The following is a 25,820-nucleotide window of genomic DNA, read 5'->3' on the forward strand; positions in this document are numbered from 1 at the left end:
ATAAAGCGGTTCGACGTTTCGGCGAAACGGTGAACCGCTCAAGCCTGTAGCAGCCGGCGGCAAGACAGCAACGTCAAAGAAATAGGCCACGGATTTTCACCCGTGACCCATAGAAATCCCTGAGAGGGCTGGCCGATGACCGGCAGGCTCATTTCGGCGTCAGCACCTCGGTGCCGCTGCCGTTCTTACCGGCGATGGTCCACAGGCCGTGCAGCGAGCCGTCATCTTCTACCTTGTAGACGACGAGACCGATTTCCTTGCCCATGACATAGCCGGCGGAGAAGGCATCGTCGTTGCGCATGCAGATGCCGTCCGACGATGATCCGCCCGTCTCCCAATGGATGGTGCAGGTGGTCTCGCTGGTCAGTGTGATGGTGGCTTCGCCGCCATATTTCGAGCCGTCGAAATTGGTGCCCGCAACGGTGTAGCTGCCACCGATGGACTGTGCTGCTGCCGGCGCGACGGCAAACCCAAGCATTGCAAGAGAAAGTAAGAATGTGCGCATGTCGTATTCCCCCAAACCGAGCGACGAGCCGCTATAGGCCGAAATTTAGGGCGGAACGCGATGGCGGTAAATCGGGTTTGCAGCGTCGAGAGCGATTTATTCCCAGTGTTGCTCAGCCCCATGCAGGCTGTCGCCGATAGCGCCGACCAGTGGGTCGTACTTGGCCTTGAGCGAGGCGGGATATTCGATCCAGACTGTATGGATTGCATCCTCTTTTTCGAAGACGATTCGGGTATAGAAGATCTTGTCGCCTTTGGTGCCTGAGACCACTGCCCAGTTCTTACCGGTTTTGCTGTAAGTGACCTTTTCCCCAGAGTCAGGGTCGGCTTTTTCCTTTTCAACCAGACTGTCGGGCGTATCTTCCGTCAGCTTGTATCCGCCGTAACAGGACAAGCTCGCACCATCGGGGCTAAGCCATTTTCGACCGTCGCCATTGAGGGACTCAGCCATCGGCTTGCTGAAAATCTGGCTCGGGAACGTGCACACCGTGCCATAGCGCGCATTGATGTAGGTGAACGGCTTTGCGAGCGCCACTGTGGTCGCCAATGATAGGGCCACGACCAGCGCTGACAGCCCGGTTTGGCAAACACGCTGCATGGAAATCCCCCTCGCTTCCAACGGAAGCATTCTGCACCAATCGCGGAGAAAATCAGCCGCCGGTGACGCTCATATGTCTCGACACCGACGGGCGGCTGGTGCGGCGGTCGATGATGAAATCATGGCCTTTCGGCTTGCGGCCGATCGCTTCGTCGATGGCAGCAGCGACCAGCTCGTTGCCTTCTGAGGCACGCAACGGCGCGCGCAGGTCGGCGGCATCCTCCTGACCCAGGCACATATAGAGCGTGCCGGTGCAGGTCAGCCGCACGCGGTTGCAGCTTTCGCAGAAATTATGCGTCATCGGCGTGATGAAGCCCAGCCTGCCGCCGGTCTCTGCGACATGGACGTAGCGGGCCGGACCGCCGGTCTTGTAGGGGATGTCGCTCAGCGTGAACTGGCGCTCGAGCGAAGCGCGCAGCAGCGATAGCGGCAGATACTGGTCGGTCCGGTCGGCGTCGATCTCGCCCATCGGCATGGTTTCGATGACGGTCAAGTCCATGCCGCGGCCATGCGCCCAGCGCATCATCTCCGGCAGCTCGACGTCGTTGAAGTCCTTCAGCGCAACGGCGTTGAGCTTCACCTTCAGCCCCGCCGCCTGCGCGGCATCGATGCCTTGCATGACCTTGCCGAGATGGCCCCAGCGGGTGATGGCGTGGAACTTGTCGGCATCGAGCGTATCCAGCGAGACATTGATGCGCTCGACACCGCAATCGGCAAGCTCGGCGGCAAAGCGCGACAGCTGCGAGCCATTGGTGGTCAGCGTCAACTCTTCCAGCGCGCCGCTCTTCAGGTGCCGCGACAGCTGGCGCACCAGATGCATGATGTTCTTGCGCACCAGCGGCTCGCCGCCGGTGAGGCGCAGTTTGCGCACGCCCTTTTCGATGAAGACGGTGCAGAGCCGGTCGAGTTCCTCGAGTGACAGCAGGTCCTTCTTGGGCAGGAACGCCATGTCCTCGGCCATGCAATAGGTGCAGCGGAAATCGCAGCGGTCGGTGACCGACACGCGCAAGTAGCTGATCGTGCGACCGAAGGGATCGATCATGTCCATGCGTTCAAGCGTTTCCAATGCTGCGAGTGGTGCCGTTATATACGGCTATGTGATACGATCCAACCCGCCATTCAAGATAGCCGCTCTCGATCTTTGGTGACATTCCCTGGCCGACATCCGGTGTCGGCCGGGTCCAAATGGCCTTTTCCGCTCGCGCGAAGCAGCGTAGGGAAGGGCGGATTGATGCGGGATGCAGAACAATGACGGCGCCGAAGGAACTCAGGGTCTCGAAGGACAGAAAACTGCTGTCCGTCACCTTTCCCGATCATCGGCCGTTCGAACTGCCGGCCGAACTGCTGCGCGTCGCTTCACCCTCGGCCGAGGTGCAGGGCCATTCGCCGGACCAGCGGGTGACGGTTCCCGGCAAGCGTAACGTTGCTATCCTGAAGATCGAGCCGGTCGGCAACTACGCCGTGCGCATCACCTTCGACGATTTCCACGACACCGGCATCTTCACCTGGAATTACCTGCACACGCTTGGCCACGAAAAGGACGCGCGCTGGAATGCCTATCTCGCCGAGCTCCAGGAGAAGGGACTGAGCCGCGACCGCTAGTTCGGCACTGTCGGCAAAACGTCATTGACTGGGGGTAACGCTGGCAACGGTTCGGAGACGGGAAAATGTCTGACATCACCACGGTCGAACAGCTCGAAGCCCTCTACGGCCTGCCCGGCGAAGCGTCGACGGTCAAGGAACTCGACCACGTCATTCCCGAATATGCCGCCTTCATCGAAGCCTCGCCTTTTGTCGCTTTGGCGACGAGCGGGCCGGAAGGGCTGGACTGTTCGCCGCGCGGCGATCTCGCCGGCTTTGTGCGCATGCATGACCCGAAAACGCTGATGATGCCGGACAGGCGCGGCAACAACCGCGCCGATTCGCTTAAGAACATCATCCGCGATCCTCGCGTCGGGCTGCTGTTTCTTGTGCCGGGTTCGGGCACGACGCTGCGCGTCAACGGCCGCGCCCGCATCACCACCGACGCCGCGCTTTGCGCCTCCTTCGCCGTCGAAGGCAAGCCGGCGCGCTCGGTCACCGTGGTCGATGTCGATTCGGTCTATTTCCAGTGCGCCCGCGCCATCGTTCGCTCGGAGCTGTGGAACCCGGCAAAGCACGTCGACCCGAAATCGCTGCCGACACCCGGAACAATCCTGGAAGTCACCAGCCGCAAGAATATCGATGCCGGTACTTACGACAAGGAATGGCCGGAGCGGGCGAAGAAGACGATGTGGTGAGGTGGGAGGCGCGTGGATCGAACGGCTCAGGTATCCTTCAGCACGTCATAGATCTTGCGCATCTGTTCGCCGATCATGTCGCACTGTTCCGCTGTCGACTGGCTCATCGCCTTTTCGATCAGCGCCATATGCACCTTCAGCGCTTTCATCAGGAGCTCCGTGCCGGCCTCGGTAAGCGTCAGCCGCAGCACGCGCTTGTCCTTCTCATCGCCTTCGCGGCGCAGCAGGCCGCGCGCCTCGAGCTGCGGCAACAGCATGGTGATGTTGGAGCGGCCGACCAGCAGTTTGCGGGCGAGATCGTGCTGCGACATGCCGGGATGGCGATAGAGGTTCATCAGCACGTCGAGCTGCGCCGGCTTGAGATCCAGCGGCGCCAGCTTTACCGCCAGCGTACGCTCCAGCACATGGCAGGCGCGCGCCACCGCGACCCAGTTGCGAAAGCGCGGGTTGTCCCAGGGCAGCTCTTGTTTAATGTTCATGTTTGAACTATTATGTTCATGCTTGAACGGAATGGATGGATCGCCACTATGGCATCATTTGGACTGAAGGTCATCCGGGGCGTGTTCCGCGCCGCCGAGCATGTGGCGCCCCGCCTGAGCGGGCGCGCCGCCTTCGAACTGTTCTGCCGCACGCCGAGCGTGAAGGCGCTCAGCGACGGCGAGCGGCGTGCGGTCGACCGCGCCGCCGGCTTCATGGCCGAGGCGCGCCATCATCGGCTGACGACCAAGGCCGGCTGCGTCATGGTGCACGAATTCCGGCCCGAGCCGGGCAGGGCGTCCGCCGGCACGGTGCTGGTGGTCCATGGCTGGCGTTCGCGCACGGAATATATGCGGGCGCTGATCGAAGGCTTTCGCGATGCGGGCTACCGGGTCGCCTCGCTCGACCTGCCGGGCCATGGCCAGTCGCTGGGCCGTCATCTCAATATGGTCAATGCGGTCGAGGCGGTCAGGGTCGCCGGCGAATGGTTCGGTCCGTTCAAGGCGATCGTCGGCCATTCCTTCGGTGGCGCCGTCGCCGCCAATGCCATTGCCGGTTCGATCAGGGGTATCCAGCCCGTCGCGGCCGAGCGGCTGGTGCTGGTCGCCGCGCCAAGTTCCCTGCCGGCGATCTTCGCCGACTTCAGCCGCATGCTCAACGTCGGCCCGCGTTCGCAAGTTTCCATGGCGGATCAGGTGAAAAGGTTGTCGGGCCGGCCGCTGCACGAATTCACCGGCGATCGCCAGCTGGCCGAAGCGCCGGTGCCGACTCTGGTCATCCACGCGCCGGACGACCGCGAAGTTCCGGCCGACCATGCCAGGCGCTACGCCGGCGCCGGCAGCCATGTGCGGCTGCACTGGGCCGATGGGCTCGGCCACCGTCGCATTCTCGCCGACAAAGGTGTCATCGAACGCGCTGTGACCTTTGTCAAAAACGAGCGCGAGCCGATACTGCATTGATTCAATCGGTGTATTGTCCGACACCGACAACGCCGGAGCGGTGAGCTAGCCCTTCTTCTTGCCGCCCGGCTCGACGGGCAATCCGGCCGCCTTCCAGGCGGTATAGCCGCCAAGGATGTGCTTGACCGGCGACAGCCCCATATCCTGCGCCGTCTTGGTGGCCAGCGCCGAGCGCCAGCCGCCCGCGCAAAAGAAGACAAAGCTCTTGCCCGAGGCGAAGAACGGCTTGTGGTAGGGGCTTTCGGGATCGATCCAGAATTCCAGCATGCCGCGAGTGACATGTTTGGCGCCGGGGATCTGGCCGTCCCGCTTGATCTCGCGTGGATCGCGCAGGTCGACGAAGATGGTGTCCTCGTCGTCGAGCAGCCCGGCCGCTTCCTCGGGCGAGACCACCTCGATCTCGGCATTGGCCTCGTCGAGCAACTCGCGATACCCTTTTTTCACGGATGATCCCTCCCGGCGCATTTCGCCGCCGACTGGATTTCCAGCACAAGCTCCGCGCTTTGTCACGCTGTTCCGACCAGCCCCTGCCACGCCGCCATCGCTCCGGCCACTGTGGCCATCAGCGCGTCGCACGAGGCGCCGTCGCGGGCCTGGATCGACATGCCGTGCTGGACCGTCGCATAGAAGGTCGCCGCCGCGTTGCTGTCGAAGCCCGCCGGCAATTCGCCTTCCGCCACACCGCGTTCCAGCCGTCTCAGCAAGAGGGTGTGGTTTTCGGCGCGGCGGCGGCGCAAATCATCGCAGATCGCGCCGCTGCTTGAATCCTTGTGCAGTGCGCCCAGCGCGATGAGACAGCCCTGCGGGCGGTCGTCCTGAGAGTACGCTTTTGCCGTCTGGCGCAGGAAATTCTCGATCGCCTGGCATGCCGTCGGCGCTTCGTCCAGCGCGCTCCAGATCTCGGTGCCTTCGTTGCGGGTGTAATACTCGGTCGCTTCCAGAAACAGCGCCTCCTTGCTGCCGAAGGCGGCATAGAGGCTGGGCGAGCTGATCCCCATCGCCGCGGTCAGGTCGGCGATCGAGGTGCCCTCATAGCCTTTGGCCCAGAACAGCTCCATCGCCTGCCGCAAGGCGGCGGTTCGATCGAAGGTGCGGGGACGGCCTCTTTCCGGCATGACGATCTTTTCTGTGTTGACCGATACATAATTCACTTGACGTCGCCAGGCAAGGTTGCCAGATTTATGTATCGATCGTTATATAAAAGGAGCATGACATGTCAGCGAATGGATTGAACGGCAAGGCAGCACTCGTCACCGGCGGCAGCCGCGGCATTGGTGCTGCGATTGCCAAGCGGCTCGCGGCCGATGGCGCCGACGTCGCCATCACCTATGTCAACAGTGCGGCGCCGGCCCAAGCTGTCGTCGCCGAGATTATAGCGGCAGGTGGTCGCGCGATCGCCATCCAAGCCGACAATCGCGACGCTGCCGCCGTCGAAAATTCGGTCACCGAGGCGGTGAATGCCTTCGGCCGGCTCGACATCCTGGTCAACAGCGCCGGCATCTGGCGCGCGGCGCCCATCGAACAGATGTCGCTGGCCGACTTTGACGAGACCATTGAGGTCAATCTGAGAGCGCCGTTCGTGGCCTCGAAGGCGGCAGCGGCTCACATGGGCGAGGGCGGCCGCATCATTTCGATCGGCAGCAATCTGGCCGAGCGCGTCACCGACACCAGCCTCAGCGCCTATTCGACCAGCAAGGCTGCGCTGGTCGGCCTGACCAAGGCGCTGGCGCGAGACCTCGGTCCGCGCGGCATTACCGCCAACGTCGTTCATCCCGGTTCGACCGACACCGACATGAACCCGGCCCAAGGCCCGCATGCCGAACACCAGCGGCGGAAGATGGCGACGCCCCGCTTCGGCAAGGCTGACGAGATCGCCGGCATGGTTGCCTGGCTCGCCGGTCCGGAAGGGCGCTTCGTCACCGGCGCCGCGCTCACCATCGACGGTGGCGCCAACGCCTGAAGCAGCAGCCGCTTTGACCGGTCTGGAGCGGCAACGCCGCTCCAGACGTCACGATGTTGTGAAACCGTTCTGCAACAGGCCTGCGGAAATTTATGGAAGCTTAACGAAATCGGTATGAATCGGTATGGTAGCGCCTTACATCCGCCATGCGGTTGGCAAGATCGTCTAGCGGCGCGGAACGGGAGCCGGCTTGCAGCCGGAGCGGGTGATTAATGAAATTCCTCGGAAATAAAGCCACCGTGATGCCGCTTGCAGTGGCGGCAGCACTGGCCTTCGGTGTGCCGCAGGCAAGCGCGCAAGGCCTGTTCGACATGCTGTTCGGCGGTGGCGTCAAGCACAGGCCGCAAGGCGAATTCCCGCCGCCGCCAAAGCGCAAGCCGAAGCCCGCCGTATCGGGCGGTGGCGGCACCAGAATCAGCAGCCCGTCCTACTACACCTACAAGGCCGACCGGCTGGTGCGCGTCGACTTTGCCGCATTGGTGGCAGCACCTCCCCAGGTGGCAACAGCTGAAGACGCCGCCTTTGTGCCGTCGGCAACCAGCACTGCCTTCCGTGAAGCCGTTGCAGGCCTCAGCGACTATGAACTCTATGCCGAGCCCGATATCGCCAAGGCACTGATTGCCTATTACTCTGCCAATCCTGATTTCATCTGGGTGAATGATGGCAATCCCAATGCCCGCGCCCAGGACGCGGTGAGGGTGCTTGGCGAGGCCGCGAGCTATGGCCTCGCATCGGCCGACTACACGGTCGAGGTGCCGGCAGCCAACGCATCGGCAGTCGATGCCGATGCCCATCTGAAGGAACTCGTGCGCTTCGAGATGGCGCTGTCGGCGCGCGTGCTGCGCTATGCCCGTGACGCCCAGAGCGGGCGCGTCGATCCCAATCGCATCACCGGCTACTATGAATTTCCGCCGAAGCCGGTCGACATGGAAGGCGCGCTCAAGACGCTGGCCCACACCCAGGAAGTGCGCACCTACCTCGAATCGCGGCACCCGCAGAACGCGGAATATCAGGCGCTGCGCGTCGAACTTGAATCGCTGCAGGCGAGCGCCGAAAACGAAATCGTCGTCGATCCCAAGCTGTTGCTGAAGCCCGGCGAGACCAGCGCCGAACTGCCGAAGCTGCTGACGCTGATCGCGCGCAATCTCGACGACGAGATGGGCGGCGCCTATGGCGAGATCTTGTCTCGTCTCGGCACCAGCGATGTCTATGTTCCCGAACTGGTTCCGATCATCAAGGCCGTGCAGGTGAAGGCCGGCATGAAGGGCGATGGGGTCATCGGCCCGCGCACCGTCGCCTCGCTCGCCGGCGCATCCAAGGCAGACAGGCTGCAGAAGGTGCAGGTTGCGCTGGAAGAGTTGCGCTGGCTGCCGTCCGATCTTGGTAGCCCGCGGGTCTTCATCAACCAGCCCGCCTTCACCGCCAGCTATATCGACAATGGCGAGGAGAAGCTGAAGACCCGCGTCGTCATAGGCCGGACCACCAACCAGACCGCCTTCTTCTTCAAGGAGATCAAGCAGGTCGATTTCCATCCCTATTGGGGCGTGCCGCAGTCGATCATCGTCAACGAGATGCTGCCAAGGCTGCGTAGCGATCCGGGCTATCTCGACCGTGCCGGCTACGAGGTGACCGATTCGCGCGGCAGGCGGGTTCCCTCGTCCTCGGTCAATTGGGGCGCCTACGGCGCCAACATTCCCTACAGCGTGCGCCAGCAGCCGAGCGAAGCCAATGCGCTGGGCGAACTGAAGATCCTGTTCCCCAACAAGCACGCCATCTACATGCACGACACGCCGCAAAAATCCTTCTTCCAGCGCGATATGCGGGCGCTCAGCCATGGCTGTATTCGCCTTCAGGACCCACGTGGGATGGCGGCGGCGGTGCTCGGCGTCTCGGTCGACGACATCGCCGAAAAGCTCAAGCACGGCCATGCCAGCGAAGACGTGACACGCACGATTCCCGTCTATGTCTCCTACTTCACTGCCTGGCCGGACCTGTCCGGCAAAGTCGAATATTTCAACGACGTCTACGACCGCGACACGCGGCTGATGCAGGCGCTGGACGCGACTGAAGCGGTGCGTTCGCCGACGAGCTGAACCAGCGGAGTTCCTCGTTCAACGAAACGAGGAACTCACTTTGTCTCTCTGGTTTTATTAGATTTTTGGCCGATAGACGGTCGCCCGTTTCCTGCGATCAGCGCTGGATGAGCGGACGCCGGAAGCCGGCGTCGCGGCCCGCGATCAGCCAATAGACCAGGCCGGCTACGAGGCCGGCGGCGGCGATGATGCCGATATCGGCCCAGCGTCCGGCATCCTCTTCCGCGGCCGGCCAGACCAGGAAGAAGCCGGCTGCAGCGGCAGCGGCGCCAAACAGCATGTGCACCAGGAAATTGCGCAGGGCAAAGAATTCGGCGAGCAGCGCGAAGATCAGCGTCTGCAGGCCGGTCAGCACGATCGTCAGGAAATAGACGACCATGCCGAGCGGCGGCCACAGCAGCACGACAATGGGCGAAAATTGCATGGCGCCGAAATAGTCCGGCGCGTTGGGCAATACGGCGAGTGCGCAATATATCGCCACGACCGCGAACAATCCGATCAGCACCGAAACGAAATAGCCGGCAAGCATCATCAGGATGCGCTTCAAAACATGCTTAACCATGGCCATGCACCCCCGTGCCCTGCAACTGTTACGCGCACTCAGCCATCAAAGGCGGATCGGCGCAAGAGTGCATCCAGCAGTGCTTTGCGGCAAATCTTCAGGCGCCGCCGCATAGATGTTGTGAATCCGGCAAAACCCATGTGCCTTTTATCGTGAGGTCGACGCCGTAATAGACCCGCCCGCGCTCGTCGCCCTGCGGACAATCCCTCGGGATCGATATCAGGCACATGACGACAGGATCGCCGGCTTTCGAACTGGCAAGGCCAGGCTCCCGCTCGTAGGAAACCCCGGCGCCGCCATTGCTGAACCGCGCCAGGCTGCCGGCTTCAGGGCCGGCGGTTTCCAGCGGGTCGTCGCCGAGCCGCGTCGTCAGCGCGGTGATGTGGGTCAAGGCGCATTGGCCGATCGACGAGGGCAGGGGCTGGTCGGGGCTGCCCGGATGGCGGGCCGCGGTGTCGAGCGCCTTCTTGCCGATCAGGGCGATGTTGTAATCCTGCACCCAGGACGGCGCATTGCCGTAGGTCTGCAGCGCATTGTTCTGGGCGCTGACGATGCAGGCGGCATCCTGCCCACAGGCGTTCCTGTCGGCGACAAGCGCACGGGCGATCTTGCGCTTGTCGCGGCCAAAGGCTGGCTCGAAACCCGTAAAGGCCTTGGCGACCAAGGCATCAATTGCCGACAGTTGCGGGTCGGCACAGATCGCCTTTTCCACCGGCAGGCTGGCTTTGCGGCAGTCGAAGGACGGCCCGTCGGCACGCGCTGGACCAAGGCAGACCGCCCCGCCAGCCAGTGCGACGACAAGCGCAAGCGAGTTGGCAATTCGATTGGAAGAAAGCATGGTCGCCCCGTTGTCCGACAACTGCCACCATCGTAGGCAAAAAACGTGGCGGACGGAATTGCCGAAGCGGTGCGGTATCGGCGCTATTTCGGTTCGGCGGTCACGGGATCGAAGGTGATTTCGACTTTCGCCTTGTCGGCGGTGTAATAGGTGACGGTGTACCCGTCCTTGTCCCAGTCGACCTCCTTAACATAGCGAAAGCCGTCGCGCTGCTCGACCTTGGCGATGATTGCCGACAGTTTCTGGGCATTCGTCGGCGGCAGTGGGCTGTCATCCGCGGCAAAGGCCGTCGAGCCGGCCAGAAGAACGACGACACCGGTCGCCAGAACAAGATTTCGCATGATTACCCTCATTTCACGTTGGTATGAACCGCACCGGAAACTCGCAGGCAGCACAGTTTGTTCCGAGAGCTGACATCGCGCAGCTTCCGTGAAGCCCTAGATCGCCGCGCTCAGAGCGACGGCACGCCAATATTTGCGCCAACCGCCGGCCAACCATGAGTGCTGCCACGGCCCGCGCTGGACAACCCGATGGTGGTAGAGCTTTGCCCAAGACCCTGCTAGACTTCTGGTCCTGGCGGGGTGGCATGGCGCGCCAACCCCGCCGGAATCTTCATCTCTCAGCGCGCGGCGAAGTGTTTCAGGAACGGGTCGTCGCCTGTGCTGGACCAGAACCAGAAAGGGAGCGGGGGCTCGAACATGGCTGTACGGAACTACACCCGTCAGCTGGCGACAATCATTTCTATCGATGCCGTCGGGTTCTCCCGGCTGATGGGCATCGACGACGAGTCTGCTGTCGCGGCATTCGAGGAACGGCGCGACATCATCGCCGACAGCTGTGGCACATTTGGCGGCCGCACGTTCGGCGACGCCGGCGACAGCATCATGGCCGAGTTCGGCAATCCGATCGAGGCGTTGCGCGCGGCCTTTGATTTCCAGGGCCGCATCGTCGCCCTCAACGCCGAGGTTGCCGACGACATGCGCATGCCGTTTCGGGCCGGCATCAACACCGGCGACGTCATCGTGCGTGGTGGACGCCTCTACGGCGACGACGTCAACATCGCCGCGAGAATCCAGGAATTCGCGCCGGGCGACGGTCTCGCCGTTTCGGAGACGACCTGGCACCATGTGAAGGACAAGACGGCGGCCGAATTCACCGATCTCGGCGAATTCATGCTGAAGAACATCGCCTTGCCGGTGCGCGTTCTGATCGCCGGCCGCAGTGGCAACGGATCCTCGCCGGCGGCGTCTTTCGCCGCCATTCCCCAGGCCAATGCGCAGCAGAAGCTGTCGTCCAAGGGGCCGCCGGCGATCGCCGTCCTGCCCTTCCACGCCGATGGCGGCGAGCATGACATCGGCTACATGGCCGACGGCATCGCCGAGGACATCATCTATGGTCTTTCCAACACCAGATGGCTCTCGGTCATCGCCAAGGGCTCCAGCTTCCAGTTCCGCGACGACACGCTGGGCACGCGGGTGATCGGCAACGCGCTCGGCGCGCGCTACATCGTCAGCGGCACGCTGATGCGCAATGGTGGCCAGATCCGCCTTAACACCTCGCTGGCCGACGCGTCCAACGGGCGGCTGGTGTGGTCGCAGCGCTTCGATCGCGATCTGGTCGACATCTTCAACCTGCGCGACCAGATCGGCGCTGAGATCGTTTCGATCCTCGACAAGGAGGTCGACCGGGCGGAACAGGCACGCACCTTCCAGGTTCCCTGGGAAAGCCTGGAGACCTGGCAACTGGTGCGACGGGGCCGCTGGCACATGAACCGGCGCACCCGCGGCGACACCGAAACCGCACTCGAGTTCTTCCAGAAGGCCTACCGCGAGGACGCCAACTCGAGCGCCGTGCTCAACGAACTGGCGTGGTGGTATTTCTGGCGGGCATGGCTGCGTTTCGGCGACAGCGACGATTTGAACAAGGTCGAGCAGTTTGCCCGCAAGGCGTTGCTGGTGGACAGCCTGGATGCGCGCCCGCACGCCCATCTCGGCGCCGTCGACATCATGCGCGGCGAACCGCGGTCGGCCGTCGACCATCTCGAGGAAGCGATCCACATCAATCCGAGCTTTGCCTTCGCGCGCTCGGCCATGGGCAGCGCCCAGCTGCTGCTCGGCAATGCCGCGACCGCGATACCGTTCTTTCTCGATACCGAGCGATTGAGCCCGTTCGACCTCTACCGCTTCCACAATCTGGGGGAACTGACGGCGGCCTATTGTTTGGTCGAGAACTGGCCGGCGGCGATCGCTGCCGCTGACCGCTCGCTCAACCTGTCTCCCGGCTATTTCTATTCCAGGTTCCTGAAGATCGGCGCGCTGATGCGAAGCGGCCGGCCGGAACAGGCGCGGCGCGAGATGACCATTTTCACAACCCGGCATCCCGATTTTTCAGAACAGCGTGTGCGCTGGATACCGTTCACCGACAAGGCCGCGAACGAGTTCCTCGTCGCCAATTTCCAACTGGCCAAATGAACATGGCGTCAGTGCTGGCTGGAACATGGACCAACTGTGAAAAGATTCACATACGTGCAACCGATGCAAACCTAGGCCTTGAACGGCCGGCATCGCAATAACGTGGATAGCCGGGGGGCTTGAACGCGCATGACCAAACTGAAGTATTTCGACGCTATTCGCGCGGCCCAGAAAAACCAGCGCCCGCTGTCGGAAATGCCGCCCTTCGATCTCGGCCGGATCCGCAAGACAGGGCTGATTGCGCGCATCGTCGGGTCTCTGGCCGAAGACCCCCGCTGGGCGCTTTCCTTGTTGCGGCGTTTCCGGCCGACCGGCAAGCTCTTCGGTGTTCTCGTGGTCACCAAGAACGCCGATGTCCGCGACATATTGGAGCGCGGCGACGAATTCCAGACCCCATACGGCCCGGAAATGACCGAGCTTGCCCGGGGATCCAACTTCATCCTCGGCATGCAGGACGGCGCCGACTACCGGCGCATGAAATCGTCGGTGCTGAGTGCATTCCCGCCGGCCGAGGTCGAAGCCGCCGTCAGGCCGATCGCAGCGCGTCATTCGCAAGAGATCATGACGCGCGCCAGCCCCGGCTTCGATGCGATCTCCAGGTTGATGAAGATCGTCCCGGTGCATATCTGTCGAGATTATTTCGGCGTCGAGATCGACGATGAATCCGAATTCGCCGACTGGGCGATCGCGCTGAGTGCGCTGTTCTTTTCGGACCCGACGGCGAGCCCCGTCATGCGCGAACTCGCAGTGGTGGCGGGCGACCGTCTTCTCAAAGTCATCGATCGCTCCATCCAGTCGGCTAGGGACCGGGGCTTGAAGGCCGAGCAACCGCTGGCGAGGCTGGTTGTCCAGATGGATCAGGGCCGCCTGTCGCGGGACGACCTCAATTCGATCATGCTGGGCATGATCGCCGGCTTCGTCCCGACCAATGTGCTGGCCGCCGGCAATTGCCTCGACGTGATCCTGTCGCGGCCCGACGCAAGGCAGGCTATCGATGCCGCATTGGCCGAAAACGATACCGCCAAGCTCGACAGGGCCGTCCTTGAAGCCATGCGCTTCAAGCCGATCTGGGTCGGCCCCTGGCGCTACACGGCCCGCGACGCGATCATCGGCAAGGGTACGCGCCGCGAGCGCCTGGTGAAGGCCGGCACGGTGGTGATGCCGGCGACGCTGTCGGCGATGTTCGATGCCGACGCCGTGCAGAACCCGGACCAGTTCGACACATCGCGCCCGCATCGCGACTACATGGTGTTCGGCCACGGCATTCATCAGTGCATCGGCGCCGAGATTGCCAGGATCCAGATCGGCGAAAGCCTGCGCGCCCTGTTCCAGAAGCAGGGCGTGCGCCGCATGCCCGGCAAGGCCGGGCGGATGACCCGCATCGGCGCCTATCCCGAAACCCTCAAGGTCGATTTCGAACGGGCAGAACTCTGCCGCACCGTAACGCAGTCTATGGTGACGGTGGTCTGCCCGGTCACCCGGTCCGCGTCGCTGGATGCTGTCCGCGACAAGGTTGCCAGCCTCGGCAACCCGGCCGTCGAAGATATCCGCACCGCGCTCGACATTGCCGGCACCGTCCACTTCACCAGCCTGACCGTGGTCGGCACCGGCGAGATCGGCGCTGATTCCGGTCAGGAAAAAGGAGCTCTGGTTCTCGAGATTTCCGGTGACGGCAGCATCGACGATGTCATCGATGCGGTCACGCACGCCATCGGGCACCGGCTACGGCCGATCTTCAAGGATGTCTGCGATCTGCGCGATGGCGGCGCATTGAACGATTTCCTGCGCAAGCACAATGTCGACATATCGCCGTCCTTCGGCAGCAATGCCGGACTGGTGTTTTCGGGCACGCCGGGGCACTCGGTCCAGCGTATCAAGGCCGAGCAGCAGCTTTTCGAAGCCGTGCGCGACATCGTCGAGCGGCCACGCAAAGGCGCCGGCAACGCTCCTGCCGTGCTCGCTGAAGTTCGCCAGCATGTCCAGTCATTAGAGACGTTTGCCTGGGCGTTCGAGCCGGCCGAGAGCCTGCTGGAAAAGCCGCCGGGTCATTGGGGCCGTGCTCTGATGACGACGTTGCTGGTACCACCGGTCTTCGTCACGGTGGCGATCATCTGGGCTGCTTGCTGGTACATGACCTACAGTGTGGTGTTCGGCAGATCTATCGACATCAGTTCCCAGGAAATCTCCTTCACCGCTATAGCCGTGGCAATCACCTCACTTCTGTTGTCCGGACTTGGAGTGTTGGTGGCAGCGGCGCTGCTGGCGTTTTCGTGCTTGCTGGCGCTGCGACGCCGCGAGGACAGGGATCGGCCGGAAAGCACATCGATCGGCATATCTGAATTGAACGCGATACTCGTCAAGGAGGGCCACGCGGCACAGAACCATCTGACTGCGATTTCGACGATGAAGGCCGGCATCCTGCGGCGGCTGGCGCTCAGGTTTTCTTTCTACCTGATCTCGATAGCTGCCCAGAAGGTATTCAAGCCAGGCTTCCTCAACACCATCAACACCATCCATTTCGCCCGCTGGATACTGCTGCCCGGCTCCAACCGATTGATGTTCTTCTCCAACTACGGCGGCAGCTGGGAAAGCTATCTTGAGGACTTCATCGCCAAGGCGTCCGCTGGCCTCACCGGCGTGTGGAGCAACACCGTGGGCTATCCACGCACACGATGGCTGTTCCTGGACGGCGCGCGCGACGGCGATCGTTTCAAGCGCTGGGCGCGGCGCCAGCAGGTGCCGACCCTGTTCTGGTACTCCGCCTATCCCCAAATCAACACAGAGCGCATCCGGATCAATTCCCGGGTCAGGCGCGGCATTGCTTCCGCCGTCGGCAACGAGGCGCGCGACTGGCTGAGCTTGTTCGGTTCGCTACGGCGCCCGGCGAGCGAAACGACCACCGTTCAAAAGACCACTTCGCTGCTGGCCAATATCAGCTCTGCCTTTCCGGCGCCTCTCGAACAGCAGCTGGAAACCGGCGAGATCCAGTCCATCTTCTTCGGCCCGCTCGGCCCGCTCGCTTATTCGCATATGCTTGCGATCCGGGTGCCGGACAAGTTGCCGGCGCCCAAGCGCAGAGCCTGGCTCGATTTCGTTGTCGAGCAGACGAGTTTCGGCGAAGGCAGGCCCGCCGGGCGAGCTATGATAGTCGCCTTTGGTCCCGGTGGCCTGCGGCAGTTTGGGCTCGACGAGGGTGTGGAGGGCGATCCACTGGAAACATTTCCGATCGCCTTTCGCCATGGCATGGGCAATCCCGAGCGTGGGCGCATACTGGACGACCGAGGCCGCGACGGCCCGGACGAATGGGAGTGGGGGTCGTTGGAGAACCCTGTGGACCTGGTCATCGTCTGCTATGCTGAAGACCCGGGACGGTTGAAGACCGAGATTGCCACCGTGAGACGAAAGACGACCGGTGCAGGCATGAAGGTCGTCGCCGAACTGCCGCTCGCCGTAAACCGGGGTCCGACCGACACGAAGACGAAATCGTCCGACGGGGCAAAGCGTGACGATCGGTCGGAACGTGGGCCAGCCTACGAGCATTTCGGTTTCGCGGACGGGATTTCGCAGCCGATTGTCCGGGGCACGACCCGCGCCAGCAGGGGCGCCGCGCCCATGCATCTGGTCGCGCCCGGCGAGTTCCTGTTCGGCTATCGTGATGAGCATGGGTTCTATCCAGCCTCGCCCTCGGTAAGCGCATCACGCGATCGGACCGGAATCCTTTCGCAGGTGCGCCGTAGCCGGCTGATTCCGGGCCTGCCGCCACCGCCGCGCGATTTCGGGCGCAACGGTTCATTCCTGGTTATTCGCCAGTTCGAGCAGCACGTCGACGTCTTCAACAACTACTGCAAAAAGGCTGCAGCCTTGGTCGCGAGCCAACTCGGCAACCAAGCCATCACGCAAGACTGGATTGCCGCCAAGATGCTCGGCCGCTGGCAGAACGGCAGCTCGCTGGTGCGCAACCCCGATCATCCGGGACGCGTCATCGACAACAACTTCGCCGCTGGCGCCGAGGATCCGCAAGGCCATCGCTGCCCGCTTGGTGCCCACATTCGCCGTTCCAACCCACGCGACTCGCTGGGTGAGGACCGCGATACGCAGATCAATATCGGCAAGCGCCATCGTATCCTGCGGGTCGGCCGTACCTATGAGAAGCAGGACGGCAAGAATGGCAAGGTCGAAAAAGGGCTGCTGTTCATGTGCCTCAACGCCGACATAGAGCGCCAGTACGAATTCATTCAGCAGACGTGGGTTTCGTCGGCCACGTTCCAGGGCCTCGTCGCTGAAAAGGACCCGACGATTGGTTCGCGCGGCGGTGATGGCAGGTTCACCATTCCGTCATGGGAAAAGGTCACGACGCTCCGTGACATGCCGCAATTCGTCACCACCAAGGGGGGTGGATACTTCTTCATGCCCAGCCGCTCGGCGCTGCGCTACCTGATTTCGCGGCTCTGATTCGGCGTCAGTCGTCGTCCTGCGACTCGGCGATATGGCGCAGTGCCCCGGTGTCCGTGATACGCAGCCCGCCGCGTTTGATGGCAATGAACGAGCGGTTGCGCCAGTCGTTGAGCGTCTTGTTGACGGACTCGCGCGTGGCGCCGAGGAACTCTCCGAGTTCCGATTGCGAGATCGGGATCCAGCCGGCGCTGTCGGCCATCACCTTGGCCAGGAAGACCAGGCGTTTGGCGAGCCTCGCCTCGATGCCGAAGAAGGCCTGGTCGCCGAGTTCGCCGCTGACCCAGCGCAGCCGGGCGCACAGAAGTTCGATCATCGCGCGTGCCAGCGGTGGATTTCTCTCAATGCGATCAAAGAGTTGTGTCCTGCTGAGCGAAACCAGCTCGCAAGCGGTCAGGCAGATGGCGGTGGCGGTGCGTGGCCGCCCGTCAAGCGCGCCGATCTCGCCGACGAGGCTGCGCGACAGCTCGATATTGGCCACCAGCTTCTGCCCGCCAGGCGAATAGATCGAGATTTCCACCGTGCCGCTCATCACCCCGTAGATCCGGTCGGCGGCGTCTTCCTGGACGAACAGATGCTGGCCGGCGGCGTAGCGCTCGGCCTTGCAGCCGCTGAACAGGATATCGAACAGCTTTGGATCGATGCGTGCCAGGCGCGGCAGATCGTTTCTGTCGTTTGGGCCGCCAAAAGCCATGTTCCAAATTCCCAATTGCCGCAATCGGCGAAGTTTAAGGGCCGAAGTCTAAGGCAAGAGTGCACCGCGTCAAAGGCCGGCGTTCATCCCTTGCGATTACGCCTTGTAAAGGCGTGGCGCAGTGGTCGCGCCCAGTGCCTGGCTCGTGCCGGGCGGAAAGCCGCCTGCACGCGCGGCGGGAGGAGCCGCGCGTGCAGGCGCCAACTGATAAAAATGGATAGGTGATAAAATTTCTGTAAAACCGAGCGGCCGCAATGGCCTTTCCGCCTGTTGCGATAGCTGGGCGCAAACAGCGTGAGCGTCTGTGACGGAGATCACATACGGCATCGCTGAAATAATGCGAGCGTCATACACCGCGCGAGCGACTGCGGCAAAGAGACATGCCGACGTTGCACTCCGGTCATCTTCGACGCGAGTTGATTTGTTTCCTTGCCTGCCAATCAGAATTGCACCAGTCTAAAATGGGGCAATACAGTCATTTACTTCGACAGAACCTTTGGGGGCGACTATGCCGGTCAGCAGAGAGCAGCGAATCCGTCAATATCTCGATCTCGTCACCGGGGGCGAGGAGACTGAATCGGTCCTCGGCAACGTGGAGACGATGGCAGGCGGCGCTCTGGAATCCCTTGCGCCTGCGGAAGCCGGCAAGACGGAGGCGGCGTTTGAATCGGCGCGCGCTGGCATGGAGAGCCTCGCGCGGGGCGCCGAAGTCGCGCCCGAGCAGCTTTCCGATCTGGAAGCCATAATCATCCCGGAGTTGCGGCCGGTCTATGACATCAAGGATGGCACCTTTACGACGCTGACTTTCGACGGCGCTCCGACACCTGGCCATTCGCTGTGGACGAAGCTTACCAGCGAGGCCGCATTGAAGCAGCGCATCGAAGCCGCCCTGCCGGCGATCGGGCGTATCGAACTGTTGTGGAACACCAATATCCCTTACGGCGGCACGGGCTTCGTCGTCGGCCGCAACCTGTTGATGACCAATCGTCATGTGGCGCAGATATTTGCGGACGGCCTTGGCGACCGCAATGTGCAATTCATCAACGGCCGCGCCGCCGGCATCGACTTCAAGCGCGATTCGGCGGCGGGAAACGTCTTCAAGATCCGCAATGTCCGGATGATCCATCCCTATTGGGACATGGCGATCCTCGAAGTCGAAGGCCTGCCCGACAACATCACGCCGCTGTCGCTCGCGGTCGCCGACGCGCGCGATATGCTGCGCCAGGAAGTCGTCGCCATCGGCTATCCCGCGTTCGACAATCGCAACGCGGTCGATGTCCAGAACGAGCTCATGCGCAATCGTTTCCAGGTCAAGCGCCTGCAACCGGGCATGCTGCAGGGCGGCTTCGATACGGAGAGTTTCGGCAAGATCGTCAGCGCGGCGACACATGATTGCTCGACCACTGGCGGCAACTCCGGCACCGCCATGATCAACCTCGCCACCGGCGAGGTCGTGGCGCTGCATTTCGCCGGCCGCTATCTCGAGCGTAACTACGCCGTGCCGACCGGCGCGCTGGCCAAGGACCAGCGTGTCGTCGACCTCGGCCTCAATTTCGCCGGCGCCGCCAGCGGCGGCCCCAACGATTGGGGCGCATGGTGGAACAAGGCGGACAGTGGGTCGCCGGCCGAGGGCGTAAACCTGGTTGAAGCCGGCGGCGTCAAGCAGATCCCGGGCGTCGCCACCCAGACGCCTTCATCGGCAGGCGTCGTCGTTTCGCCAGGCGGCAGCGTCACCTTCGAAGTGCCGTTGCGCATCACCGTCTCGCTCGGCGCAACGCCTGCCCATGAAGCGGTCACGGAATCGGTCGAGCTCGAAGCGGCCAAGTCGACCCCTCCAGGCGGCGCATTCGTTCCCAAAACGGTCGCGGACTATGCCGGCTATAAGGGCTACGACGAGAAATTTCTCTCTGGCGGCACTAAACTCGCGCCGGTCGTTGTGCCGATGCCTGAGGCCACCGACCTCTCCGTGCTGGCGCCGCTCAAGGCCGGCGGCACGCAACTCGACTACCAGAATTTTTCGCTCAAGATGCACGCCAAGCGGCGGCTTGCGCTGTTCACCGCCTCCAACGTAACCGAGGAGAGCAATCTGCGCGAGCCGGAAAAGGGCCGCAACTATTCGCGCGGCGGCCTGTTCAGCGAGCGCTGGTTCCCGGATCTGCGGCTCGACGACAAGTACCAGATCCCCGACGTCTTCTACACCCAGGATCAGGGCGCCTTCGACAAGGGTCATATCGTCAGGCGCGATGACGTAGCCTGGGGCAGCACCTTCGAGCTGCTGCTCAGGGGCAATGTCTGCTCCTTCCATGTCACCAACTGCTCGCCCCAGGTCGAAGGCTACAACCGCTCCGACAGCGGCGAGAAGAACTGGGGCGATCTTGAGAACCACGTCCTGTCGGAGGCGGCCAGCGAGCGGCTGTGCGTCTTCGCCGGGCCGGTCCTCGCCGAAGACGACCGGACCTTTGCCGGCAAGGGTCCCAAAGGCACCAGTCTCCGCGCGCCGGTGCCGCGCCGCTTCTGGAAGGTGGTGGTCGCCCGCGTCAGTGACGGCATCGCCAGCTACGGCTTCGTGCTCGAACAGGATCTGTCGGACACGGAACTGGAGTTCACGGTCTCCGAAGAATTCATCGGCGCCATGTACCCACTGACCGAAATCTCCGAAATGACCGGCATCACCTTCGACCAATCGTTGATCGACGCCGACCAGTACGAAACGGTTCGCGGCACCGAAATTGCGATGCGCGCGGGATCACGCAAGCGGAAGAAGAAGGCTTAGGGTCGGAGGGAATCCCATGACCGAATGGACGCAATCCGAACTGAACAGTCTCAACCGCATCCTCGCCAACCTTTACCCGATGATCGGCGACGGCGTGCGTGTTGCCAAAGGTGTCGGTCTTTCGACGGCCCAGATCGCCTTTGACAACAAGGCGATCAACAACTGGTTTGCGATTGTCCAGCGCGCAAAGCAGGAGACCAGGGCCGACGACCTCGTCGCCTTTGCACTCGATGAGAATCCCGGCGACCAGGCACTGCTGCAGGCAAAGCAGCACGCCCCGCCGCCGCCGGTCGAAGGCCCCGCGACCGCCAATTGGAGCGGCGCGACGGCGCCGGCCCAGCTCGAAAAAATCCTTGGCGACAAGAGCACGCTGGTGCCGATCAGCTATCTCGAACTCGGCCTTGTCAGGGCAAGATCGGTGGTGCGCATCAAGCGTGCGGATGGCAGCTCCGGCACCGGCTTCATGACCACCGGCGGGATACTGATCACCAACAACCATGTCTTGCCTGACGGCGCTTCATTGGCGGGCACGGTGGTCCAGTTCAACTATCAGCGCACCGTTGCCGGGCTCGACGCGCCGCTCGACCAGTTCGACATCGACACCGCCGTGCCTCTTCGTACCTCCAAGGACAATGATTGGTCCGCCGTCCGCATCAAGGGCGATGCCTCCAAATGGGGCGAGTTGGAATTGAAACCCATGACCGTCAAGGCCGGCGATCATGTCAACATCATCCAGCATCCCGGCGGTGCGCAGAAACAGATTTCGTTCGTCGCCAATGTCGTGGCCTTCGTCGGCGGCGGCCGCGTCCAGTATCTGACCGACACACTGCCGGGTTCGTCGGGCTCGCCGGTCTTCGACACCGACTGGAACCTGATTGCGCTGCATCACAGCGGAGGCTGGCTCACCGAGCCCAACGCGCCTACCAAAAGCACATATTATCGCAACGAGGGCATTGCGATCGACACCATCATCCAGGACCTCGCGGCCAAGCCTGTGTAGATGGTGAGCTATGCAGACCGATGGCGCAGCTCGATGCGCGGCGATTTGGGACTACGGCATGTAAAATTTTTCGGATGTGACGGTTTATAACGCCAGACACCAAACACCAGGGAGTTCAGAGATCAGCGCCTATTTCGACCTCAGGCTTCAACTGGCTGATCTCTACCCATTGCCTCCCGATTGGTTGCAGGTAACCAAGGACGCTGGAATCGTCGCTGGCGCCATCAACCTCCAGGGGGCGGCGCTTACAGTCTGGTTCAACATCCTTGACTATGCGTTGACCAATAAACTGTCGCAGGCGCTTATGACTGCCGTCGTGGCGCAAAATCCGCAGTGCGCGGCCCGGTTCAAGGCCTATCTGGACGAACTCGCCGCGGGCCAGAAACCGACGGCCGAGTTGCCCGGCATGACGACCGACGATCGGGTCAACACCGCGCTCGCAGGCTTCAACGCCGTCAACCAGCAGTCCAAGGACATTCAGGCCACGCTTGCCGCCGACAACGGCCTCACCAATGTCACCAGCCAGATCGATGTCCTCAAGACCTACAAGGACCTGCATGACCATCTGCAGAGTTTTCAATACGGCATCGGCAGCTTCCAGAACCTGCTGGTCGCCGCCCGCGACATGGGGGCCGACCTGGAGCAGGTCCGCGTCATGCGCAATTTCCTCAAAATATTGAAGCTCTTCTGTGTCTCTATCGGAGAGTCGGTCATGGAACTGCCGGCGGGGCCGGCGCTTCACGATATCGAGCAGGCCTGGCTCGACGACCTCAAGGCGGCTGCGATCAAGTTGCAGGCTGCCATCGATAACAAGTCTCCGGACGCCTACGACGCGCTGTTTGACGTGCGCACCGTGCTGCGCGTCGTGCCGTCGCGGCTCAACCAGCAGATTTTCGTCACGGCAAAGAACCTGCCCTTCGGACTTTTGGCCACCGGTCTAGATACGATAGCCGGCAAACTTCCTGCAGAAGAGCCGTCCGTGCCCTTGATCAAGGCCGCGCATGACGCGATCATGGTGCTGTCCTCGACCATCTATGCGCGCGTCGTCGAGCACAAGCTATGGCAGGACATCGACAACAAGCTGGCCAGCCTTACCGACATGATCGAGCCGATAGAAGGGGGCGCTGCGGCGGACAAGTCGCTGCCGTTCCAGTTTTCGCCGCTGTGGCGAAACCTGGAAGTGAAGGTCAAGGTTCTTGCCGACCTCGACCCCACTGGAGCGTGGCGGGCGACGCTCGTCGACTACTCCACCGACGTCAACGACCAGCTATCGCGCGAGACCGTCGATACCGCCTTCATCCTTGCCTTCGAAGCCTATCGGGACGAGGCCCAGCAACGCTTCGTCCAGGTCGATCTGGCGCTGAAAACGGAATGCGCCTCGATCGTCCGCGTCAGCACGCCTTTGCACAAGATCATTGAGGACCTGGGGCCATGAGCGATGAACTTGCGACAGGCACGGAGACCGAAACTCCGGCCGATTTTATTTCGCTGAGCGACATCCGGATCGCACATCTCGAGCTGATGCGCATCGCCAGCAGCAATGAAGCCGTCGACCCATCGATGAGCCGCAGCGACAAGGCCGGCGCCGAGACGACGGAAGCCAGCATCGACAACACGGCCCCCGATGCGCAGGCCATCCGCGACTTCCTGGCCAAGGCACGGCGCGCCGGCAGCACCATCGCGCGGGAATCCGACCGGCGCGCGGCGCAGCGCATACTCGATTATTGGTCCGCCGAACTAGTCACGCGGCCGGGCATCACCTCAGCCGACGTCAGCCCGGTGCGGCTCGCGTCTTTCGCAGGTGGCGGTGGGCTCGAAACAACAGAGCCAATTGCCGTCGCGGTTGACTCCGAATCGGCATCGCGTGAAATCAACGATTCAGGAACGGTCGCCATCGCCGTTCCTGAATCAATGGCCGTCGCGACCAAAGACGGTGCCGAATCCGGCGACGGCTTCGCATCCGACGACGAACTGAGTTCGGACGAGCTGACCGAGCGCTTTCGCATTCGCGTGGCCGCCCAGGCGCGGCAATGGAAGAACACCGGCTATCCCGGCTATCTCCTGCGCGGCGAAGCGCTGAAGGAGGCGGCGGAGCTGCCGCAGGGGCCGGACATCGCCGAGTTCGTCGAGGCGAGCGCCAAGGCGGAGACCGACAGCCAGAAGCAGCGCGATCGCAGCAAGAATATATTGATCGCGCTGTTTGCCATCCTGGCCGCGATCCTTGGGGCAACCACCTATTTCGCCTACGTCCAGAGAAATGACGCTGTTGACGCGCGCAAGGATGCCGAGACGACGGCGAGTGAGGTCGCAAAGCTCAATGGAAAGCTTTCCACCGCCCTTGAAAAGACGGAAGACGCACGCCAGCGAGCCGAGGCTGCACTTGCCGTTGCCGAGAAGAAGGCGGAAGACGCCGCCAAGACGCTGGCCGAGCAGCAAGCCACGCAGGCCACTTTGCGATCCGCGATCTTGCTTGTGGTCGAACAGCTCAAACTCGGCAGCGTGTCCCTGGACAAGTTGGCGCCCGATTTGCGACAGGGGGTGCTGGTCGAGCTGGCCGGGCAGGTCAAAAGCGGCGAGGTCGCGCTCGACCAATTGCCGGCGCCGCTGCGCGCCGCGCTTGAACCGCTGCTTGGCAAAGACATAGACAAACAGCCTAACGTTCTTTCGGGATACAAGGTCGATTTCATAGGGGCCACGATCGGCTTGCCCAGGATAACCGACGACCTGGCCAACGACGCCGTGGCGCCGCCGCTTGATTACATCAACTACTCGCTGGTCATGGGCCGAACTCATCGCATGGCCATCTATTCGGCCGTCAACCTGGATCGGTCGCAGAGGTTGCCGCTGCAATTCACCGCCAGCAGACTGAAACCCGACAGCCGATTGTCGGTCGACTACCAGCCTCGTCCCAACTGGTACTTTCGCGCGGACCGGCCCTGGCTGGCGGCGCGATTTGCAAGTGCCAGCGACATCGCCTGGGGTCCGGAGTTCGCCGGCGATCCGGCAACGGCGGCGCTCAAGCTGGCGCAGTATGCCTCTTTCCTGCCAAACACGATGCCGCAGCCGCGTACTTTCTACGGCAGCCGATGGGTGCCGCTCGAAAACTGGGTTCGCTCGCAGCACAATCCGCTCGCCAATCGGGTGACCATCTTCAGTGGTCCTGTCTTCCGGCCCGCGGACCAGCCGGTCGACGGCGTGCCGGTCCCTTATGCCTATTGGAAGCTCGCGGTGTCCTCGGTGTCGGCGGCCGTGAAGGGAGAGGTGAGGGAGCCGGAATTTGAGGTCGATGCGTTCTTCATTCCAGCCGACGCTACGGGGGCGTTCAACGTCGAGCAGTATCGGCTCCCGGTTGCCGAGCTTGAAAGGCTCACGAGCCTCAATTTCGACCCTCTCATCGAATGGACGGATTCACTGAAGAACCGCGGCCCCAATGGAACCGCGGCTGACGAACTGGCGGCTCGCGTCAAGCTGCTCGACGGCGCAAATGATGCACTGCGCGGTGACCTGATTGCCGTCCTCGAAGACGCAGACCTTCCGGTGGTCGAACGGCAGAAGGTCGTCGCGGCTCTCGTCGAGATGGCCGGCCTGCAAAGCATAAGCGGGCTGACACCGGCGGGGCGCCGCAACGTGCTTGAGACCCTGCTTGGGGTACCGCCTGAATTGTGGGAACGCCCGGACTGGCTGGCTGTGTTTGCCGGCGCGCGCCGGGCGGTTGCCGATCTCGCCCTTTCGGCAGCCGACGGCCAGACTGTTGTCGGTGAGCAGGATCGCAACGCACTCAACACGCTGAAGGACCGGCTGCGTATCCAGCAGAGCCCACAGACGGTTTACGTCCAGTTCGCCGGCATGGCGCGCGAGGACGCCGGGGCGCTTTCCGCAAAAATGCGGGCCTTGGGCTGGGGCATTCCAAACCCTGGCGAAGAACGTGTCGCCGCTGCCGCCGGCAAGAACGAAGTTCGCTACAACCCCTACAACGACGCCGACCGTGGCGCCGCCGAACTGCTGGCCGCCGACCTCACGGTTGCCGCTGGCCGACTGGTGACAGCCCGTGCGGTGCCGATCATCAAGGCCAACACATTGGAGATATGGACCAGCATATAGAAACACTGAAGGCCCGAGCGGGGCGAAGACAAGGGCGCGTAAAAAAGCCGCGATGCGCC

Annotated in this window: 21 protein-coding genes; 11 read left to right on the plus strand and 10 right to left on the minus strand. The window is 62.6% G+C overall.

The genetic code is table 11. From position 1 onward, the window contains the following. Nucleotides 1-148 precede the first annotated feature (148 nt). The 3 genes from NLY36_RS00515 to moaA form a co-directional block, all read right to left on the minus strand. The gene (locus NLY36_RS00515; RefSeq protein ID WP_023696148.1) at nucleotides 149-505 is read right to left on the minus strand and encodes a hypothetical protein; all 357 of its coding nucleotides are present in this window, start codon (nucleotides 503-505) and stop codon (nucleotides 149-151) included. A gap of 96 nt (nucleotides 506-601) precedes the next feature. Next, nucleotides 602-1,102: a hypothetical protein gene (locus NLY36_RS00520; protein WP_023696147.1), complete on the minus strand. Its 501-nt coding sequence runs from the start codon at nucleotides 1,100-1,102 to the stop codon at nucleotides 602-604. A gap of 52 nt (nucleotides 1,103-1,154) precedes the next feature. Then, nucleotides 1,155-2,150, minus strand: a complete 996-nt coding sequence (gene moaA, locus NLY36_RS00525) for a GTP 3',8-cyclase MoaA (protein ID WP_031193366.1) — start codon at nucleotides 2,148-2,150, stop codon at nucleotides 1,155-1,157. Nucleotides 2,151-2,350: 200 nt separating this feature from the next. On the opposite strand from moaA, the gene NLY36_RS00530 reads away from it, so the two are divergent. Next, on the plus strand, nucleotides 2,351-2,704 hold the full coding sequence (locus NLY36_RS00530) for a gamma-butyrobetaine hydroxylase family protein (RefSeq protein ID WP_023668999.1): 354 nt from the start codon (nucleotides 2,351-2,353) through the stop codon (nucleotides 2,702-2,704). Nucleotides 2,705-2,769: 65 nt separating this feature from the next. Then, nucleotides 2,770-3,381, plus strand: a complete 612-nt coding sequence (locus tag NLY36_RS00535) for a pyridoxamine 5'-phosphate oxidase family protein (RefSeq protein WP_023696145.1) — start codon at nucleotides 2,770-2,772, stop codon at nucleotides 3,379-3,381. 26 nt (nucleotides 3,382-3,407) lie between these two features. On the opposite strand, the gene NLY36_RS00540 is transcribed toward NLY36_RS00535, so the two are convergent. Further along, nucleotides 3,408-3,860, minus strand: coding sequence for a MarR family winged helix-turn-helix transcriptional regulator (locus NLY36_RS00540; RefSeq protein WP_023682500.1), 453 nt, complete (start codon nucleotides 3,858-3,860; stop codon nucleotides 3,408-3,410). Nucleotides 3,861-3,908: 48 nt separating this feature from the next. On the opposite strand from NLY36_RS00540, the gene NLY36_RS00545 reads away from it, so the two are divergent. Then, the gene (locus NLY36_RS00545; protein WP_023696144.1) at nucleotides 3,909-4,817 is read left to right on the plus strand and encodes an alpha/beta hydrolase; all 909 of its coding nucleotides are present in this window, start codon (nucleotides 3,909-3,911) and stop codon (nucleotides 4,815-4,817) included. Between the two features lie 45 nt (nucleotides 4,818-4,862). On the opposite strand, the gene NLY36_RS00550 is transcribed toward NLY36_RS00545, so the two are convergent. Both NLY36_RS00550 and NLY36_RS00555 read right to left on the minus strand, forming a co-directional pair. After that, complete coding sequence (locus NLY36_RS00550; RefSeq protein ID WP_023696143.1) at nucleotides 4,863-5,261, minus strand: rhodanese-like domain-containing protein; 399 nt, start codon at nucleotides 5,259-5,261, stop codon at nucleotides 4,863-4,865. Nucleotides 5,262-5,323: 62 nt separating this feature from the next. Then, complete coding sequence (locus tag NLY36_RS00555) at nucleotides 5,324-5,932, minus strand: TetR/AcrR family transcriptional regulator (RefSeq protein ID WP_023696142.1); 609 nt, start codon at nucleotides 5,930-5,932, stop codon at nucleotides 5,324-5,326. 98 nt (nucleotides 5,933-6,030) lie between these two features. On the opposite strand from NLY36_RS00555, the gene NLY36_RS00560 reads away from it, so the two are divergent. Next, complete coding sequence (locus tag NLY36_RS00560) at nucleotides 6,031-6,777, plus strand: 3-oxoacyl-ACP reductase family protein (RefSeq protein ID WP_023736604.1); 747 nt, start codon at nucleotides 6,031-6,033, stop codon at nucleotides 6,775-6,777. A gap of 212 nt (nucleotides 6,778-6,989) precedes the next feature. Then, nucleotides 6,990-8,870 (plus strand): L,D-transpeptidase family protein, encoded by a 1,881-nt coding sequence (locus NLY36_RS00565; RefSeq protein WP_023736605.1) that lies wholly within the window; start codon nucleotides 6,990-6,992, stop codon nucleotides 8,868-8,870. A 97-nt stretch (nucleotides 8,871-8,967) separates the two neighbouring features. On the opposite strand, the gene NLY36_RS00570 is transcribed toward NLY36_RS00565, so the two are convergent. The 3 genes from NLY36_RS00570 to NLY36_RS00580 all read right to left on the minus strand — a co-directional run bounded on the left by NLY36_RS00570 (nucleotide 8,968) and on the right by NLY36_RS00580 (nucleotide 10,611). After that, on the minus strand, nucleotides 8,968-9,438 hold the full coding sequence (locus NLY36_RS00570) for a hypothetical protein (RefSeq protein ID WP_023668992.1): 471 nt from the start codon (nucleotides 9,436-9,438) through the stop codon (nucleotides 8,968-8,970). Nucleotides 9,439-9,529: 91 nt separating this feature from the next. Continuing rightward, nucleotides 9,530-10,270, minus strand: coding sequence for a lysozyme inhibitor LprI family protein (locus NLY36_RS00575; protein WP_023736606.1), 741 nt, complete (start codon nucleotides 10,268-10,270; stop codon nucleotides 9,530-9,532). A gap of 83 nt (nucleotides 10,271-10,353) precedes the next feature. Next, on the minus strand, nucleotides 10,354-10,611 hold the full coding sequence (locus tag NLY36_RS00580; protein WP_023668990.1) for a PepSY domain-containing protein: 258 nt from the start codon (nucleotides 10,609-10,611) through the stop codon (nucleotides 10,354-10,356). Nucleotides 10,612-10,968: 357 nt separating this feature from the next. On the opposite strand from NLY36_RS00580, the gene NLY36_RS00585 reads away from it, so the two are divergent. Together NLY36_RS00585 and NLY36_RS00590 are read left to right on the plus strand one after the other, a co-directional pair. After that, nucleotides 10,969-12,741 carry an adenylate/guanylate cyclase domain-containing protein gene (locus NLY36_RS00585; protein ID WP_023690753.1) on the plus strand — a complete coding sequence of 591 codons (1,773 nt, stop codon included), beginning with the start codon at nucleotides 10,969-10,971 and terminating at the stop codon, nucleotides 12,739-12,741. A gap of 129 nt (nucleotides 12,742-12,870) precedes the next feature. After that, entirely contained in the window at nucleotides 12,871-17,193 is a 4,323-nt protein-coding gene (locus NLY36_RS00590) for a cytochrome P450 (RefSeq protein ID WP_023736607.1), read from the plus strand. Nucleotides 17,194-17,200: 7 nt separating this feature from the next. Here NLY36_RS00590 and NLY36_RS00595 read toward each other — a convergent pair whose 3' ends face one another. Next, nucleotides 17,201-17,887 carry a Crp/Fnr family transcriptional regulator gene (locus tag NLY36_RS00595; RefSeq protein WP_023706835.1) on the minus strand — a complete coding sequence of 229 codons (687 nt, stop codon included), beginning with the start codon at nucleotides 17,885-17,887 and terminating at the stop codon, nucleotides 17,201-17,203. 508 nt (nucleotides 17,888-18,395) lie between these two features. Here NLY36_RS00595 and NLY36_RS00600 point away from each other — a divergent pair. The 4 genes from NLY36_RS00600 (at nucleotide 18,396) to NLY36_RS00615 (ending at nucleotide 25,761) form a co-directional block, all read left to right on the plus strand. Next, nucleotides 18,396-20,660, plus strand: coding sequence for a DNA/RNA non-specific endonuclease (locus NLY36_RS00600; RefSeq protein ID WP_286461637.1), 2,265 nt, complete (start codon nucleotides 18,396-18,398; stop codon nucleotides 20,658-20,660). 16 nt (nucleotides 20,661-20,676) lie between these two features. Further along, on the plus strand, nucleotides 20,677-21,660 hold the full coding sequence (locus NLY36_RS00605) for a trypsin-like peptidase domain-containing protein (RefSeq protein WP_023688493.1): 984 nt from the start codon (nucleotides 20,677-20,679) through the stop codon (nucleotides 21,658-21,660). Nucleotides 21,661-21,964: 304 nt separating this feature from the next. Then, entirely contained in the window at nucleotides 21,965-23,095 is a 1,131-nt protein-coding gene (locus tag NLY36_RS00610) for a hypothetical protein (protein ID WP_155921533.1), read from the plus strand. Then, a complete protein-coding gene (locus NLY36_RS00615; RefSeq protein ID WP_023736610.1) occupies nucleotides 23,092-25,761 on the plus strand; it encodes a DNA/RNA non-specific endonuclease in 2,670 nt (889 codons plus the stop codon). Before NLY36_RS00610 ends, NLY36_RS00615 begins: the two co-directional genes overlap by 4 nt. Nucleotides 25,762-25,820 lie beyond the last annotated feature (59 nt).

The sequence above is a fragment of the Mesorhizobium sp. C399B genome, from assembly GCF_030323185.1.
Classification (GTDB): Bacteria; Pseudomonadota; Alphaproteobacteria; order Rhizobiales; family Rhizobiaceae; genus Mesorhizobium.

What these genes read in the sequence shown, in the direction of transcription:
- NLY36_RS00595 (WP_023706835.1), bottom strand. Translation starts at nt 17,887, where the DNA reads ATGGCTTTTGGCGGCCCAAACGACAGAAACGATCTGCCGCGCCTGGCA.
- NLY36_RS00575 (WP_023736606.1), bottom strand. Translation starts at nt 10,270, where the DNA reads ATGCTTTCTTCCAATCGAATTGCCAACTCGCTTGCGCTTGTCGTCGCA.
- NLY36_RS00600 (WP_286461637.1), top strand. Translation starts at nt 18,396, where the DNA reads ATGCCGGTCAGCAGAGAGCAGCGAATCCGTCAATATCTCGATCTCGTC.
- NLY36_RS00580 (WP_023668990.1), bottom strand. Translation starts at nt 10,611, where the DNA reads ATGCGAAATCTTGTTCTGGCGACCGGTGTCGTCGTTCTTCTGGCCGGC.
- NLY36_RS00610 (WP_155921533.1), top strand. Translation starts at nt 21,965, where the DNA reads ATGACTGCCGTCGTGGCGCAAAATCCGCAGTGCGCGGCCCGGTTCAAG.
- NLY36_RS00560 (WP_023736604.1), top strand. Translation starts at nt 6,031, where the DNA reads ATGTCAGCGAATGGATTGAACGGCAAGGCAGCACTCGTCACCGGCGGC.
- NLY36_RS00605 (WP_023688493.1), top strand. Translation starts at nt 20,677, where the DNA reads ATGACCGAATGGACGCAATCCGAACTGAACAGTCTCAACCGCATCCTC.
- NLY36_RS00585 (WP_023690753.1), top strand. Translation starts at nt 10,969, where the DNA reads ATGGCTGTACGGAACTACACCCGTCAGCTGGCGACAATCATTTCTATC.
- NLY36_RS00535 (WP_023696145.1), top strand. Translation starts at nt 2,770, where the DNA reads ATGTCTGACATCACCACGGTCGAACAGCTCGAAGCCCTCTACGGCCTG.
- NLY36_RS00565 (WP_023736605.1), top strand. Translation starts at nt 6,990, where the DNA reads ATGAAATTCCTCGGAAATAAAGCCACCGTGATGCCGCTTGCAGTGGCG.
- NLY36_RS00555 (WP_023696142.1), bottom strand. Translation starts at nt 5,932, where the DNA reads ATGCCGGAAAGAGGCCGTCCCCGCACCTTCGATCGAACCGCCGCCTTG.
- NLY36_RS00530 (WP_023668999.1), top strand. Translation starts at nt 2,351, where the DNA reads ATGACGGCGCCGAAGGAACTCAGGGTCTCGAAGGACAGAAAACTGCTG.
- NLY36_RS00515 (WP_023696148.1), bottom strand. Translation starts at nt 505, where the DNA reads ATGCGCACATTCTTACTTTCTCTTGCAATGCTTGGGTTTGCCGTCGCG.
- NLY36_RS00545 (WP_023696144.1), top strand. Translation starts at nt 3,909, where the DNA reads ATGGCATCATTTGGACTGAAGGTCATCCGGGGCGTGTTCCGCGCCGCC.
- NLY36_RS00615 (WP_023736610.1), top strand. Translation starts at nt 23,092, where the DNA reads ATGAGCGATGAACTTGCGACAGGCACGGAGACCGAAACTCCGGCCGAT.
- moaA (WP_031193366.1), bottom strand. Translation starts at nt 2,150, where the DNA reads ATGGACATGATCGATCCCTTCGGTCGCACGATCAGCTACTTGCGCGTG.
- NLY36_RS00570 (WP_023668992.1), bottom strand. Translation starts at nt 9,438, where the DNA reads ATGGCCATGGTTAAGCATGTTTTGAAGCGCATCCTGATGATGCTTGCC.
- NLY36_RS00520 (WP_023696147.1), bottom strand. Translation starts at nt 1,102, where the DNA reads ATGCAGCGTGTTTGCCAAACCGGGCTGTCAGCGCTGGTCGTGGCCCTA.
- NLY36_RS00540 (WP_023682500.1), bottom strand. Translation starts at nt 3,860, where the DNA reads ATGAACATTAAACAAGAGCTGCCCTGGGACAACCCGCGCTTTCGCAAC.
- NLY36_RS00590 (WP_023736607.1), top strand. Translation starts at nt 12,871, where the DNA reads ATGACCAAACTGAAGTATTTCGACGCTATTCGCGCGGCCCAGAAAAAC.